Annotated in this window: 18 protein-coding genes; 9 read left to right on the forward strand and 9 right to left on the reverse strand. The window is 40.5% G+C overall.

The genetic code is table 11. From position 1 onward, the window contains the following. Window positions 1–100 precede the first annotated feature (100 nt). Together AC2YJL_RS07780 and AC2YJL_RS07785 are read left to right on the forward strand one after the other, a co-directional pair. On the forward strand, window positions 101–934 hold the full coding sequence (locus AC2YJL_RS07780; RefSeq protein ID WP_195696484.1) for an AraC family ligand binding domain-containing protein: 834 nt from the start codon (window positions 101–103) through the stop codon (window positions 932–934). Window positions 935–961: 27 nt separating this feature from the next. Further along, window positions 962–1591 (forward strand): LysE family translocator, encoded by a 630-nt coding sequence (locus tag AC2YJL_RS07785; protein WP_195696485.1) that lies wholly within the window; start codon window positions 962–964, stop codon window positions 1589–1591. 309 nt (window positions 1592–1900) lie between these two features. Here AC2YJL_RS07785 and AC2YJL_RS07790 read toward each other — a convergent pair whose 3' ends face one another. Next, window positions 1901–2263, reverse strand: coding sequence for a transporter (locus tag AC2YJL_RS07790; protein WP_153253242.1), 363 nt, complete (start codon window positions 2261–2263; stop codon window positions 1901–1903). Window positions 2264–2461: 198 nt separating this feature from the next. Between AC2YJL_RS07790 and AC2YJL_RS07795 the strand changes: the two genes are divergently transcribed. The 3 genes from AC2YJL_RS07795 to cotJC are packed head-to-tail and all read left to right on the forward strand — an operon-like array spanning window position 2462 to window position 3558. After that, on the forward strand, window positions 2462–2710 hold the full coding sequence (locus tag AC2YJL_RS07795; RefSeq protein WP_276510998.1) for a spore coat associated protein CotJA: 249 nt from the start codon (window positions 2462–2464) through the stop codon (window positions 2708–2710). Then, complete coding sequence (locus tag AC2YJL_RS07800) at window positions 2707–2967, forward strand: spore coat protein CotJB (RefSeq protein ID WP_195696486.1); 261 nt, start codon at window positions 2707–2709, stop codon at window positions 2965–2967. The genes AC2YJL_RS07795 and AC2YJL_RS07800 overlap by 4 nt, the downstream gene beginning before the upstream one ends. Window positions 2968–2988: 21 nt before the next feature. Next, the gene (gene cotJC, locus AC2YJL_RS07805) at window positions 2989–3558 is read left to right on the forward strand and encodes a spore coat protein CotJC (protein ID WP_025751043.1); all 570 of its coding nucleotides are present in this window, start codon (window positions 2989–2991) and stop codon (window positions 3556–3558) included. 60 nt (window positions 3559–3618) lie between these two features. Here cotJC and AC2YJL_RS07810 read toward each other — a convergent pair whose 3' ends face one another. Further along, entirely contained in the window at window positions 3619–3987 is a 369-nt protein-coding gene (locus tag AC2YJL_RS07810) for a nuclear transport factor 2 family protein (RefSeq protein ID WP_195696487.1), read from the reverse strand. Between the two features lie 303 nt (window positions 3988–4290). Between AC2YJL_RS07810 and AC2YJL_RS07815 the strand changes: the two genes are divergently transcribed. Then, the gene (locus AC2YJL_RS07815) at window positions 4291–4869 is read left to right on the forward strand and encodes a TetR/AcrR family transcriptional regulator (RefSeq protein WP_028409287.1); all 579 of its coding nucleotides are present in this window, start codon (window positions 4291–4293) and stop codon (window positions 4867–4869) included. A 26-nt stretch (window positions 4870–4895) separates the two neighbouring features. Continuing rightward, a complete protein-coding gene (locus tag AC2YJL_RS07820; RefSeq protein ID WP_487374693.1) occupies window positions 4896–8045 on the forward strand; it encodes a bifunctional cytochrome P450/NADPH--P450 reductase in 3150 nt (1049 codons plus the stop codon). A 254-nt stretch (window positions 8046–8299) separates the two neighbouring features. Here the strand turns inward: AC2YJL_RS07820 and AC2YJL_RS07825 are convergent, their stop codons facing one another. Beyond that, window positions 8300–9235 (reverse strand): helix-turn-helix transcriptional regulator, encoded by a 936-nt coding sequence (locus tag AC2YJL_RS07825; protein WP_195696489.1) that lies wholly within the window; start codon window positions 9233–9235, stop codon window positions 8300–8302. Window positions 9236–9325: 90 nt separating this feature from the next. Between AC2YJL_RS07825 and AC2YJL_RS07830 the strand changes: the two genes are divergently transcribed. Continuing rightward, entirely contained in the window at window positions 9326–9844 is a 519-nt protein-coding gene (locus AC2YJL_RS07830; RefSeq protein ID WP_195696490.1) for a dihydrofolate reductase family protein, read from the forward strand. A 77-nt stretch (window positions 9845–9921) separates the two neighbouring features. Further along, window positions 9922–10362: a cell wall hydrolase gene (locus AC2YJL_RS07835; protein WP_014459259.1), complete on the forward strand. Its 441-nt coding sequence runs from the start codon at window positions 9922–9924 to the stop codon at window positions 10360–10362. 137 nt (window positions 10363–10499) lie between these two features. On the opposite strand, the gene AC2YJL_RS07840 is transcribed toward AC2YJL_RS07835, so the two are convergent. The 6 genes from AC2YJL_RS07840 to AC2YJL_RS07865 all read right to left on the reverse strand — a co-directional run bounded on the left by AC2YJL_RS07840 (window position 10500) and on the right by AC2YJL_RS07865 (window position 13008). Then, entirely contained in the window at window positions 10500–11024 is a 525-nt protein-coding gene (locus tag AC2YJL_RS07840; protein WP_195696491.1) for a hypothetical protein, read from the reverse strand. Window positions 11025–11168: 144 nt separating this feature from the next. Further along, window positions 11169–11297, reverse strand: a complete 129-nt coding sequence (locus AC2YJL_RS07845; protein ID WP_014459261.1) for a hypothetical protein — start codon at window positions 11295–11297, stop codon at window positions 11169–11171. Between the two features lie 32 nt (window positions 11298–11329). After that, complete coding sequence (locus tag AC2YJL_RS07850; protein ID WP_377238371.1) at window positions 11330–11647, reverse strand: gas vesicle protein; 318 nt, start codon at window positions 11645–11647, stop codon at window positions 11330–11332. Window positions 11648–11661: 14 nt separating this feature from the next. Beyond that, window positions 11662–11946 (reverse strand): gas vesicle protein K, encoded by a 285-nt coding sequence (locus tag AC2YJL_RS07855; RefSeq protein WP_013057927.1) that lies wholly within the window; start codon window positions 11944–11946, stop codon window positions 11662–11664. Continuing rightward, window positions 11936–12187, reverse strand: a complete 252-nt coding sequence (locus AC2YJL_RS07860) for a gas vesicle protein (RefSeq protein WP_013057926.1) — start codon at window positions 12185–12187, stop codon at window positions 11936–11938. Before AC2YJL_RS07860 ends, AC2YJL_RS07855 begins: the two co-directional genes overlap by 11 nt. Then, the gene (locus tag AC2YJL_RS07865) at window positions 12184–13008 is read right to left on the reverse strand and encodes a GvpL/GvpF family gas vesicle protein (protein WP_230933073.1); all 825 of its coding nucleotides are present in this window, start codon (window positions 13006–13008) and stop codon (window positions 12184–12186) included. The genes AC2YJL_RS07860 and AC2YJL_RS07865 overlap by 4 nt, the downstream gene beginning before the upstream one ends. Window positions 13009–13010 lie beyond the last annotated feature (2 nt).

Genomic DNA, 13010 nt, shown 5'->3' on the forward strand with positions numbered 1-13010 from the left:
AAAGTAATGGAAAAAGTCTTATCTGCAATATCATACAAGAAAAATTTTCGAGTGAATGGTATGGTTAAAAAGCTTAGTATGTGACAAGGAGGGGTCATTGATGGTAAAAGAAATTCGCACGGCGCACGTTGACGCCGATTTACATATTGAAGCTTATCGTTTTAAAGGGATTATGCAAAAGTTTCCTGCTCATTTTCACGAGTATTATGTGATTGGATTTATTGAAGAAGGTCAGCGTCATTTAATTTGCCAAGGCAAAGAATACATCATTAATCCAGGAGATTTGCTGCTGTTTAATCCGTATGATGTCCATAGCTGTGAACAAATAGACGGCAAAACGCTTGATTATCGCTGTATTAACGTGACGCCAGAAGTGATGAAAAAAGCCGTTTTTGACATTAACGGAAGTGACAGTCTTCCGCGTTTTAACAGCAGCGTGGTACAAAGAAGTGATGCTGTCTCTAGTTTAAAAGAGCTTCATTTGCAAATTTTAAATGGTGAACGGGAGTTTAAGAAAGAAGAGTTATTTTTATATTTGCTAGAAGAACTCATGCAGGATCATTCAAACCTTTCTTTTCTTTCGTCAGCCGTTGACACGTCCCGTGAAATTACAACGATCTGCAGCTATTTGGAAGACAACTATACAAACAAGATCACGCTGGATGAGTTAAGTCAGCTAATTGGATGGAGCAAATACCGGCTGCTGCGCTCTTTTACAAAGCAAAAAGGAATTTCTCCATACAGCTACTTGGAAACAATTCGAATCAATCAGGCTAAAAAGCTGCTAGAGCAGGGGAAAAAGCCAATTGACGTATCCTTTCTAACGGGATTTAGTGATCAAAGTCATTTGACTAAATTTTTTAAAAGTCAGGTTGGGTTAACGCCAAAACAATATATGAAAATATTTGAAAGTGAAAAGAAAACAGGATGCTAGTAATAGCTTAGAAGGGAGAGAAGAGCTGTGGATCATTTAGCTGCTTACATGCTGATGGCATTGGTCATGTCGATGATACCTGGTGCTGATACAATTCTTATCATGAAAAATACGCTTCATCACGGAGCAAAAGCAGGACGTTTCACCATACTCGGTATGGCTACAGGCCTCACGTTTTGGACGTTAATTGCTGTGCTTGGCTTGTCTGTTGTTATTGCGCAGTCGGTGTATCTATTTAACACGATTAAATACATAGGGGCAGCGTACTTATTTTACTTAGGCATCAAAATATTTCTGACCAAAAATACGCTCTCATTGAAGGCCATTTCAGAAGAAACAAAAACTGTAAAGTCTTCATCTAATCGCTGCTATAAAGAATCCTACATACAGGGAGCTCTTAGTAATTTTCTTAATCCTAAAACGGTATTAGTTTATATTACGTTTATGCCGCAGTTTATTAACTTGGATGCACACACAAATCAACAGCTGCTGATACTCGGTTTTATTCTGACGCTTATAGCAGTAGGGTGGTTTTTAATCTTGGTGTATGTAATAGATTACGTGAAAAAATGGTTTAAAAAACCGGTGTTTCAAAAAGCCTTTCAACGATGCAGTGGCGTGCTGCTGATTGGTTTTGGAATAAGAACAATAGTGTAATCGTGGTTAGTAGGCAAAAAAAGCTGGGATAAAAATATGTTAGTTAGAAGATCCGAATGAGTTTGATTCTTGATGGAGAATCAAACTCGTTCGGATTTTTTTATTAGTATGGTGAACATAGCTTTCATATATTTATTCAGTTATTTCTAGTTGTTGATTGGAGGGCAAGGCGAAGACTCCTGCGGAAAGCGAAGTCTTGCCCTCCAATCAACAGCGGTGTCACAAGCCACCCATACTAGTTCATGTATCCAATTTGCTCGTCTCTAGGTTGTATTGATTTAACTATGTCTCAATTTCTTTTCTTAACGTTTAAAAACACGTAAACGAAACAATTTGTCGTGTATCCACACCGAAAATGGTCCAAAAACGTCCGTTCCATCTAAAACCTGCAACCGATCGCGGGCCTACAAAAATAGGGAAATACCAGAAGCTAGAGCCGTTTCTAAGCCATATGAACGTATTTCGGAACAGACATAGAGAAATCGCTCCAGGATCAACGGCAAATGGAGTTGCCGTTTGTTGAGCCGGAATAAATGCCGGCGGAGGAGAAGTTGGAGCCTGCTGCGGGCTAGGTGTAGGCAAGCCGCCTGGTGGTCTAGGAGGGCCTGGAGGGAGTTGAGGGCCAGGGAATCTTGTTGAGTATGAATAAAAATCCATGTAATTAATGTTCATTTTTTAACACCTCTTCTTTTATCACTATTTTATAAGATATGAGAAAGATGCCTAAAGGGATTGGGCAAATATAACGTTTTTATATAGGCCTTTTTGATGACGAAAAGGTTCGTTCCTAAGTAGGAAGTAAATTCCTTCATGAACTCGATAAAAGCTGAATAGGATAAAACAGAGTGTGTTTTTAGAGGAGGAATTTTCATGGATAACAATCCAAAAAAGATGTTTACACCGGTTAAGACCTATCAACCTTTCCACAGTATCTATGATCCTTGCCGGCCGATAGGAGTTAAATATTATTCTACGCCGCCTCATTTATACATGGGATTTCAGCCGCCAAACCTGCAGCAGTTTTCTCCAAAAGAAGCGCTGAAAAAAGGAACGCTGTGGCCGGCTTTTTGGGATTACTATGAAAATCCATACAAAGATAAGAAGAGGGATGAAGAATGAAAAATCTACCTCCAGAGTACTACAGGGATTTAGAAGAAATACAGGCCGTTGATTTTGCATTAGTAGAATTAACGCTGTATTTAGATACTCATCCAAATGATCAGCAGGCTATGCAGCAGTTTAACGAATACGCGCAGCAGGCTATGCAGTTAAAAAGAACCTTTGAAACAAAGTACGGGCCGCTTCAGCAATATGGAAACAGCTATACCGACGGAAAGTGGAGCTGGGGAACAAGCCCTTGGCCATGGCAAATATAAGCAGATAAAGGCGGGAGCTATATGTGGGTGTATGAAAAGAAATTGCAGTATCCAGTGAAAGTAAGCACGTGTAATCCAACGCTTGCCAAATATTTAATGGAACAATACGGGGGAGCGGACGGAGAGCTTGCGGCAGCACTTCGTTATTTGAATCAGCGCTACACGATTCCAGATAAAGTTGTTGGACTGCTAAACGATATTGGTACAGAAGAGTTTGCTCACCTTGAAATGATTGCGACGATGATTTATAAGCTAACAAAAGATGCAACGCCGGAGCAGCTGAAGGCAGCTGGGTTGACAGAACACTATGTGAACCATGATAGTGCACTTTATTACAATAATGCTGCTGGCGTTCCGTTTACAGCTACGTATATACAGGCAAAAGGAGATCCGATTGCAGATCTTTATGAAGATATAGCTGCAGAAGAAAAAGCAAGAGCTACATATCAATGGTTAATTGATATATCAGATGATCCTGATTTAAACGACAGCTTACGATTTTTACGAGAAAGAGAGATTGTTCACTCCCAGCGGTTCCGTGAAGCCGTTGAGATTTTAAAAGATGACAGAGACAGAAAGAAAATCTTTTAACGAGTAAAAGGAACATCCCTCTTAGTACAAGAGGGATGTTTTTTATTATGGCAGCGTTGATTATGCGCTAGAACTGCAGTGACAAGAAACAACCTTTAATTTCCCTCCAACATCTTTCCAAACTCGCGTATAGCAGTATTCGCCTCCAATAGATTCACCGGTTGCCAGTGCCCCATTTAACGCTACTTTTGTAACGGTAACGGCAAGTTCTTGAAACAGTTTAACTTCTTGTTCCAACACTTCCATGCCCGCTATATCAAGACTTTTTGAACGATGAACATTTATATCTTCTTCTTTTGACAACCATTGCCCAAGATGATTTACAAAAATAAGCTCATCTGAAAGTAATTCTTCTAATAGCTCTATGTTATTAGAAAGCATGGCTGAGCGAAGCATTTCTTCGTATTCTATAACTCTTGCTTGATTCATTTTTAATCCTCCTTTACGCCTTGTGTAACTCTTTTCTATTTCCACGTTGCTTTTTCTTTAAACTTCTTCCCTTAATAGATTGTGTTAAATTATGTTAATAGAGGGTATAAGTGGATTAATTTTCTGTAAGCATAAAATATTCTGAAAGACTCCATTATTTACCTTTAAATGGTATAAAATTAGAGTGAAAGAACCTTTTCTTTCCACTTTTCTAGTTATCTTTTTACTATTAAGATGCAGTTTTTTATACTTGTAATTGTAGCGGAATGAACGTTCATTCCGCTTTTGGAAAGAGGTGATAAAGTGGAATCTACTCCAACAAAACAAAAAGCGATTTTTTCTGCTTCGCTTCTGCTGTTTGCAGAAAGAGGATTTGATGCAACCACGATGCCAATGATTGCAGAAAATGCCAAAGTAGGAGCAGGAACAATTTATCGCTACTTTAAAAATAAAGAAAGCCTTGTAAACGAACTGTTTCAGCAGCATGTGAACGAGTTTTTACAGTGCATTGAAAGCGGCCTGGCAAACGAAAGAGAAGGATACCGAGATGGGTTTCATCATATCTTTGAAGGTATGGTGACATTTACTAAAAACCATCCTCGTGCTCTTGGGTTTATTAAAACTCATAGCCAAGGAGCTTTTTTAACGGAAGAGAGCCGCTTCGCATATCAAAAGCTGGTGGAATTTGTTTGCACGTTCTTCAGAGAAGGACAAAAGCAAGGTGTGATTAGAAATCTTCCTGAAAATGCGCTAATTGCTATTTTATTTGGAAGTTTCATGGAAGTATATGAAATGATTGAAAATGACTATTTATCTTTAACTGATGAACTTCTTACCGGTGTAGAAGAGAGTCTGTGGGCAGCACTTAGCAGACAATCATGAAACTTAACAAGTGAAAGAGGGATAACATGACAATTAAAGAAATGCCTCAGCCAAAGACATTTGGAGAGCTTAAAAATTTACCGTTATTAAACACAGATAAACCAGTTCAAGCTTTGATGAAAATTGCGGATGAACTAGGAGAAATCTTTAAATTCGAAGCGCCTGGCCGTGTAACGCGTTACTTATCAAGTCAGCGTCTAATTAAAGAAGCATGCGATGAATCACGCTTTGATAAAAACTTAAGTCAAGCGCTTAAATTTGTACGTGATTTTGCAGGAGACGGGTTATTTACAAGCTGGACGCACGAAAAAAATTGGAAAAAAGCGCATAATATCTTACTTCCAAGCTTTAGTCAGCAGGCAATGAAAGGCTATCATGCGATGATGGTCGATATCGCCGTGCAGCTTGTTCAAAAGTGGGAGCGTCTAAATGCAGATGAGCATATTGAAGTACCGGAAGATATGACGCGTTTAACGCTTGATACCATTGGTCTTTGCGGCTTCAACTATCGCTTTAACAGCTTTTACCGAGATCAGCCTCATCCGTTTATTACGAGTATGGTCCGTGCATTGGACGAATCAATGAACAAGCTGCAGCGAGCAAATCCAGATGACCCAGCTTATGATGAAAATAAACGCCAGTTTCAAGAAGATATTAAAGTAATGAACAACCTAGTGGATAAAATTATTGCAGATCGCAAAGCAAGCGGTGAACAAAGCGATGATCTATTAACGCATATGCTAAACGGAAAAGACCCAGAAACGGGCGAACCGCTTGATGACGAGAACATTCGCTATCAAATTATTACATTCTTAATTGCGGGACACGAAACAACAAGCGGTCTTTTATCATTTGCCCTGTATTTCTTAGTGAAAAATCCACATGTATTACAAAAAGCAGCAGAAGAAGCAGCACGAGTTCTTGTAGATCCTGTTCCAACCTACAAGCAAGTCAAGCAGCTTAAATATGTGGGCATGGTCTTAAACGAAGCGCTGCGCTTATGGCCAACGGCTCCTGCGTTTTCTCTATATGCAAAAGAAGATACGATGCTTGGAGGAGAATATCCGTTAGAAAAAGGCGACGAACTAATGGTTCTGATTCCTCAGCTTCACCGTGATAAAACAATTTGGGGAGACGATGTGGAAGAGTTCCGCCCAGAGCGTTTTGAAAATCCAAGCGCGATTCCGCAGCATGCGTTTAAACCGTTTGGAAACGGTCAGCGTGCGTGTATCGGTCAGCAGTTCGCTCTTCATGAAGCAACGCTGGTACTTGGTATGATGCTAAAACACTTTGACTTTGAAGATCATACAAACTACGAGCTGGATATTAAAGAAACTTTAACATTAAAACCTGAAGGCTTTGTGGTAAAAGTAAAATCGAAAAAAATTCCGCTTGGTGGTATTCCTTCACCTAGCACTGAACAGTCTGCTAAAAAAGTACGCAAAAAGGCAGAAAACGCTCATAATACGCCGCTGCTTGTGTTATACGGTTCAAATATGGGAACAGCTGAAGGAACGGCGCGTGATTTAGCAGATATTGCAATGAGCAAAGGATTTGCACCACAGGTCGCTACCCTTGATTCACACGCCGGAAATCTTCCGCGTGAAGGAGCTGTATTAATTGTAACGGCTTCTTATAACGGACATCCGCCTGATAACGCAAAGCAATTTGTCGCCTGGTTAGACCAAGCGTCTGCTGATGAAGTAAAAGGCGTTCGCTACTCCGTATTTGGATGCGGCGATAAAAACTGGGCTACTACGTATCAAAAAGTGCCTGCTTTTATCGATGAAACGCTTGCCGCTAAAGGAGCAGAAAACATCGCTGACCGCGGTGAAGCAGATGCAAGCGACGACTTTGAAGGCACATATGAAGAATGGCGTGAACATATGTGGAGTGACGTAGCAGCCTACTTTAACCTCGACATTGAAAACAGTGAAGATAATAAATCTACTCTTTCACTTCAATTTGTCGACAGCGCCGCGGACATGCCGCTTGCGAAAATGCACGGTGCGTTTTCAGCGAACGTCGTAGCAAGCAAAGAGCTTCAACAGCCAGGCAGTGAACGAAGCACGCGACACCTTGAAATTGCACTTCCAAAAGAAGCTTCTTATCAAGAAGGAGATCATTTAGGCGTTATTCCTCGCAACTATGAAGCAATAGTAGACCGTGTAACAGCAAGGTTTGGCCTAGATGCATCACAGCAAATCCGTCTGGAAGCAGAAGAAGAAAAATTAGCTCATTTGCCACTCGGTAAAACAGTATCAGTAGAAGAGCTTCTTCAATACGTGGAGCTTCAAGATCCTGTTACGCGCACGCAACTTCGCGCAATGGCTGCTAAAACGGTCTGCCCGCCGCATAAAGTGGAGCTTGAAGCCTTGCTTGAAAAGCAAGCGTACAAAGAACAAGTGCTGGCAAAACGTTTAACGATGCTTGAACTGCTTGAAAAATATCCGGCGTGTGAAATGGAATTCAGCGAATTGATCGCCCTTCTTCCAAGCATGCGCCCGCGCTATTACTCAATTTCTTCATCACCTCGCGTCGATGAAAAACAAGCAAGCATCACGGTTAGCGTTGTCTCAGGAGAAGCGTGGAGCGGATATGGAGAATATAAAGGAATTGCGTCGAACTATCTTGCCGAGCTGCAAGAAGGAGATACGATTACGTGCTTTATTTCCACACCGCAGTCAGGGTTTACGCTGCCAAAAGACCCTGAAACGCCGCTTATCATGGTCGGACCGGGAACAGGCGTCGCGCCGTTTAGAGGCTTCGTACAGGCTCGCAAGCAGTTAAAAGAACAAGGACAGTCGCTTGGAGAAGCGCATTTATACTTTGGCTGCCGTTCACCTCATGAAGACTATCTTTATCAAGAAGAGCTTGAAAACGCACAAAATGAAGGCATCATTACGCTTCACACTGCTTTTTCTCGCGTACCAAATCAGCCGAAAACATACGTTCAGCACGTGATGGAACAAGACGGCACGAAATTGATTGAACTTCTTGATCAAGGAGCGCACTTCTATATTTGTGGAGACGGAAGCCAAATGGCACCTGACGTTGAAGCAACGCTTATGAAAAGCTATGCTGATGTTCATGAAGTGAGTGAAGCAGACGCTCGCTTATGGCTGCAGCACCTAGAAGAAAAGGGCCGATACGCAAAAGACGTGTGGGCTGGGTAAATAAAAAATAACCTTCGCTATTTAGCGGAGGTTATTTTTTATAGCCAGATTGAGACATAACTAAACCCATATCATCTAAAGACGAACAAACTTGAGAAATGAACTTGTATGGATTGCTTGTGATACCGCTAGAAGTAGCCATATACATGAAACCTCCATTCAGCCTACCAATGAAAAAACCCAAACGAATTTAATTCTCTATCAAGAGTCTCAATTCATCGTTCCTTCCTTCAAAAACTACTTTTGTCCCCATCTTATTTATAGCGCCTTAGCGTTTCTTCTGCGTGACAGCAGATCTTTTGAATTAGCTCCTGAGGTTCTTCAATAAGGGCATGAGCACCTAGCGTATAGAAAAAAGAAGCCATGTAGCTTAATTCATTTCCGTCCGTTATCGTATCAATATAGCCAGTGCCATCACGCGTCACCTTCACATGATTTTCAAGCCAGGGAACGCCTTTACACTGACGAACGCCTTCGTGCGTCAAGGTTACTTTTAACGAAATCGGCTGTGTGTTTTCAGGAGTTGTTTCAAGCCATTCCTTTAACGTAAGACACATCTTTTCGTCTTTTTCTAAAATCTTTAATGAGTGAATACGATCTGCTCGAAACAATAATACTTTTTGCTTATCGTAGGAATAAGCGGGGCAGTACCATAAACCGTTATGAGCATAAATGCCAAGAGGCTTGGCTTGTTTCCTTGTTTGACCCGTCTTTGAATCATAAAGAAATTCAATATATTTTCCTTCAAGGCTTGCTTCTAACAGCGCTTTCAAATAAGGAGTGTTTAGATTTCTTTTAGGATTCCAAAATGCAATATGAGCACTCATTTTATCTACTTTTTTCTTCGTTTCTTCAGACAAATATACATAAAATTTTTGAAGAGCTGCATGAATTTCTGCATCAAATGGAAGGTTATGATAATACTGCAGAGCTTGATAGGCAAAAAAGATCGAAATGGCTTCTTCTTCTGTAAACAAAATAGGAGGGAGAATACGGTTTTTTAACACTCTGTAACCACCGCTCCGTCCTTTTTCACTGTAAAGAGGCAGTCCTAATTCGCTTAAGTCCAGTAAATAGCGCTGAACGGTCCGCACGGAAAGCCCAAATTCCTCCGCTAGTTCTTTTGCCGTAAACGTTCTTTTTGTGTTAATAAACATGAGCATATCTACAAGTCGTCTAGATTTAGCCATTTATTTTCACCTTTTTCTTTTAATATGACAAAAAGTGTCGTATTAAGATGATATCATACAGAAACAGTAAAGTTGAAAGGAGAAAAGGGAATGAAGAAAAAAATTGTCGTATATATTGCTGCAAGCTTAGATGGGTATATCGCAAGAGAAAACGGAGAGATTGACTGGCTACAAAGCGTAGAAGGAGAGGGAGACAACGGGTACCGAGATTTTTATGAAACGTGTGATGCGGTCGTTATGGGAAAGGCTACGTACGACCACGTGCTGAAGCTCACACCTGAGTTCCCGTATCTCGATAAAAAGTGCTACGTGTTTAGCCGATCAGCTCAAGGAAAAGATCAGTACGTAGAGTTTGTAAACGAAAGCGTGGCGTCATTTCTCAACAACCTCGATCAAGACGCTAAAAAAATATGGCTAGTGGGAGGCGCTGAGATCCTTGCTGATTTCTTAAAAGCAGAGAGTGTGGATGAATTTATCATATCGGTCATTCCCGTTTTGCTTGGGGGCGGTATTCCGCTATTCAAACAAGGAATTCCAGAAATGGACTTGAAGCTTACCGATATGAAGCAGTACGGGCAAATCGCTCAGCTGTATTACAAAAGAGGATAAACATCCACCTTCTGTTATTTTAGGGACAGTGACATCAAGAGCGTCCTTTTTTCATAGTATATTTTTGGGGTGAAAAAATGCCAAGAGTAAGTTATCGAGATTCAGATGTTGCTTTAATGGCAAGGATGATGAGAGCAGAAGCTGAAGGCGAAGGAAAACAAGGCATGCTGTATGTTGGAAATGTTATTGTAAATCGCCTTAAAGCAAACTGTTTAGATTTCAAAGATTTAAGATCAGTTCCGCAAGTTATTTACCAGGTGCAAGGAGGCAACTATTCATTTGAAGCAGTTCAAAAAGGGAACGTATTTTATCAAAGAGCAAGAAGTGTTGAAAAAAGGTTAGCCAAAAAGAATTTGGATTATTGGAGAGAACACCCGGGTAAATATGCCTTGTGGTACTTTAATCCATCCGCTCCATGCCCTCCAACCTGGTACGGTCAGCCCGCTTCTGGTCAATACAAAAATCACTGTTACTATGAGCCGAAACCAGGAACGTGTGCAAGCGTTTATAACGGTTAGATAGCTTATGAGATATGCTGCATTCTAAAGGTTTGACCTTAAAAAATTTTAGCTGCAGGTGACAAGGTAGTCGTTCTTCATATAATGAAAGAAAGCCCTCTTTTAATAAAGGGGGCTTTTGCTAATTGCTGCGTTTCTCATTTTGCTTCAAATTTTATGTTTTTACCAGCAGCAAATTCGGATTGATCCTTCGCTTTTGTATCCTTTACCATCCAGGACGTCTTTACTTTAGCTGCTGCTAAAATATCTTTGATTTGCTTATCGGTTAAACCTTTCGTATAAAGGATAAATTCCCTTGTATAGATATTTTTGTTTTCTTGCTCTTCATCTGCACCGCTGCCAAACCAATATCTTGTTTGCTGATCGTCTTTCATGTTATTAAAAGCTTGTTTATAATTAGGCAGCTTAACTTGAATATTCGACAGGTAATCCGTACCGCGTAATGTAAGAACCACATGCACTTTGCGAAAATCTTGTTTAGAGGGGCTTGTTAATTCGGATATTTCAACTTCACTAAATTCTTTTTTCGTCAGCGGTTTAACTGTAGTAGAAACAGAAACTTCCGGCTCCGACTTGTTTGTCGCAACGTCTTCGGTACTGCAGGCACTTAAAATGATCACCGTTAAAAGAGCATAAACGAACCCCACTACTTTTTTATTCATGCACGTTCTCCTTTGTCATTAATAGATAATGGTACTCATTCGTCGTATTCATTGTATTTACCTCTATTTGTTCCAATGTCCTAATCAACGAAGAAAATCGTAAAAGTATAAAAAAAGAAATGCCGAGGCATTTCTTTTTTCGTTCTATGAGTCTGGATTAAGCGAAGTATGCGTATACTCCGGCATACGCTCTTCTTTTTCCGTTAGCTGAGTATCGGGGCTTTGCTGCTCTTGTGAAACAGGAGACAGCGTAGATTTTTGTTCAGAATTCATGTTTGTTATTCCTCCTTATATAAAGTGAGCCGTTAATCAAGCGAAAGCAAATCATCTTGAATTTGCTGCGTTAAAGATGCCACTTGCTGCGTTAAACTGTCATTTTCCGCCTGGAGTTTTTGATAAGACTGATTTGCTTTTGAACATAGGTAAGGGTCTGTTTCCCACCAGTCCATGCCAATTTCTCTTGCTTTATCAATAGAAGCGACAAGCAGCCGGATTTTGATTGTTAAGAGTTCAACATCAGCAATTTGCACTTTAATATCTCCAGCAATAACAAGACCTTTATCTAATACTTTTTCCAATACTTCTACAATGGTGCCCAGATGCCCGTTATGTTCCGCCGCCATTTTTTCACTCCTTGTTATAACACTTTTCCTAGGGGACCTAGATCAATATTTAAATCTTCATTTGTAAAGTTAAACACTGATTTTAGCTCCTCCATTTTGTTCTCTAACTTCATCAACGCCACGCCCAGGTCTTCGATTTGAGCGTCCGTCAGGTTTCCGCTGTCGACTCGGCGAATCGCATGTTTTTCAATGAGCTGCCGCAGTAATTCAATGACGGTTAAAACAAGCTGCGCTAGGCCTTGTTCAGCATTTTCCGCGCTCAGCTCAATGCGGCCGTTTCGTTTGAGGTTATTTTCCATTTCGCAACGCCTCCGTTTCCTGTTCAAGCTGCTGAGAAGAAATGATTTGACGATCATGAGAGCCTATCAGCGTTTCTACAGAAGAAATCAATACCCGTAAATCAAGGTAGACTAAATCAATTCCGGCAATTGAAATCAATAAATCACCTTTAATGGCAATTCCTTTATCGAGGATCACATCTAATATATCAATGAGGGCGATGTCTTTTTGCTCCAGCGTTTGTTTTCGCAGCGATGTCATCCCGCATCTTTCTCCGAGCGCAGAGTGTCGATATGATAAGCAGGCCATGGTCCCGTTACTTCGATGTTCAGTCCCATTTCCCTATAAAACGTTTGCTTGTCGCTAATGGCTTTTAAAAATGATTCTACATTGTTCTTTGAAAGAAGGTAGATGCTGTTCCAACACATGCTGTAGCTCTCGCCGGTTATTTTTTGACTCCAGTTATTTTTGATTGTGTGGTAAGCGGCGTAAGGGCTTATCTCACTGTGCAAGTGATCACAAAGCGAAAGCTGTTCTTTTTCTGTTTCTTCTTCGATCAGCCTTTCTATCTTTTTACGTTCAAAAAACTGCCTGCCTGGAGGCAGCGTATTTATTTCTTCTTTTTTCTTTTGGATCGTTTCATTGTTCGTTAGCAGATACTTCTTTAAAGAATTCGTATGGGCATACACTTTTATATTCCATTCTTCAGATCTTTTTAAAAGCTGAAGAGAAGAGAGGGTTTTTTCTTTGTTATGAGCAATACTTTTTTGACAGCTATCCTTGCTTTTGTAGACCGTACAAAATTTCATGGGAAGAAGCGTGTAGTGACTTTGTAAGAAAAGAAGAGTCTCATGGTGATGCATGGCTTTGTCCTGCAGCCATTTCATATCGTGCTCGATCTTTTCTTTCAGCATTTCTTCCGAATACTCATCGCTTGGCAAGTCGCATACAAATGCGGTAATGTCATCAAAGCAAAGAGCATAGATAGGATTGTTCTCATCCATGCCTTCAAGGGAAGAAAAGGGGATTTTCTTGGCTTCTTCCGTTGGAACTAGACCATATAAATAAATGAGCTTTTCCATCT

This window comes from Priestia sp. SRI_019 (assembly GCF_057586255.1).

Bases quoted from the DNA above. Each gene is read 5' to 3' on its own strand.
- AC2YJL_RS07800 (WP_195696486.1), top strand. From the start codon at position 2,707: ATGAAAAATCTACCTCCAGAGTACTACAGGGATTTAGAAGAAATACAG.
- AC2YJL_RS07865 (WP_230933073.1), bottom strand. From the start codon at position 13,008: ATGGAAAAGCTCATTTATTTATATGGTCTAGTTCCAACGGAAGAAGCC.
- AC2YJL_RS07845 (WP_014459261.1), bottom strand. From the start codon at position 11,297: ATGAATTCTGAACAAAAATCTACGCTGTCTCCTGTTTCACAAGAGCAG.
- AC2YJL_RS07820 (WP_487374693.1), top strand. From the start codon at position 4,896: ATGACAATTAAAGAAATGCCTCAGCCAAAGACATTTGGAGAGCTTAAA.
- AC2YJL_RS07780 (WP_195696484.1), top strand. From the start codon at position 101: ATGGTAAAAGAAATTCGCACGGCGCACGTTGACGCCGATTTACATATT.
- AC2YJL_RS07850 (WP_377238371.1), bottom strand. From the start codon at position 11,647: ATGGCGGCGGAACATAACGGGCATCTGGGCACCATTGTAGAAGTATTG.
- AC2YJL_RS07830 (WP_195696490.1), top strand. From the start codon at position 9,326: ATGAAGAAAAAAATTGTCGTATATATTGCTGCAAGCTTAGATGGGTAT.
- cotJC (WP_025751043.1), top strand. From the start codon at position 2,989: ATGTGGGTGTATGAAAAGAAATTGCAGTATCCAGTGAAAGTAAGCACG.
- AC2YJL_RS07795 (WP_276510998.1), top strand. From the start codon at position 2,462: ATGGATAACAATCCAAAAAAGATGTTTACACCGGTTAAGACCTATCAA.
- AC2YJL_RS07855 (WP_013057927.1), bottom strand. From the start codon at position 11,946: ATGGAAAATAACCTCAAACGAAACGGCCGCATTGAGCTGAGCGCGGAA.
- AC2YJL_RS07825 (WP_195696489.1), bottom strand. From the start codon at position 9,235: ATGGCTAAATCTAGACGACTTGTAGATATGCTCATGTTTATTAACACA.
- AC2YJL_RS07790 (WP_153253242.1), bottom strand. From the start codon at position 2,263: ATGAACATTAATTACATGGATTTTTATTCATACTCAACAAGATTCCCT.
- AC2YJL_RS07835 (WP_014459259.1), top strand. From the start codon at position 9,922: ATGCCAAGAGTAAGTTATCGAGATTCAGATGTTGCTTTAATGGCAAGG.
- AC2YJL_RS07860 (WP_013057926.1), bottom strand. From the start codon at position 12,187: ATGACATCGCTGCGAAAACAAACGCTGGAGCAAAAAGACATCGCCCTC.
- AC2YJL_RS07810 (WP_195696487.1), bottom strand. From the start codon at position 3,987: ATGAATCAAGCAAGAGTTATAGAATACGAAGAAATGCTTCGCTCAGCC.
- AC2YJL_RS07840 (WP_195696491.1), bottom strand. From the start codon at position 11,024: ATGAATAAAAAAGTAGTGGGGTTCGTTTATGCTCTTTTAACGGTGATC.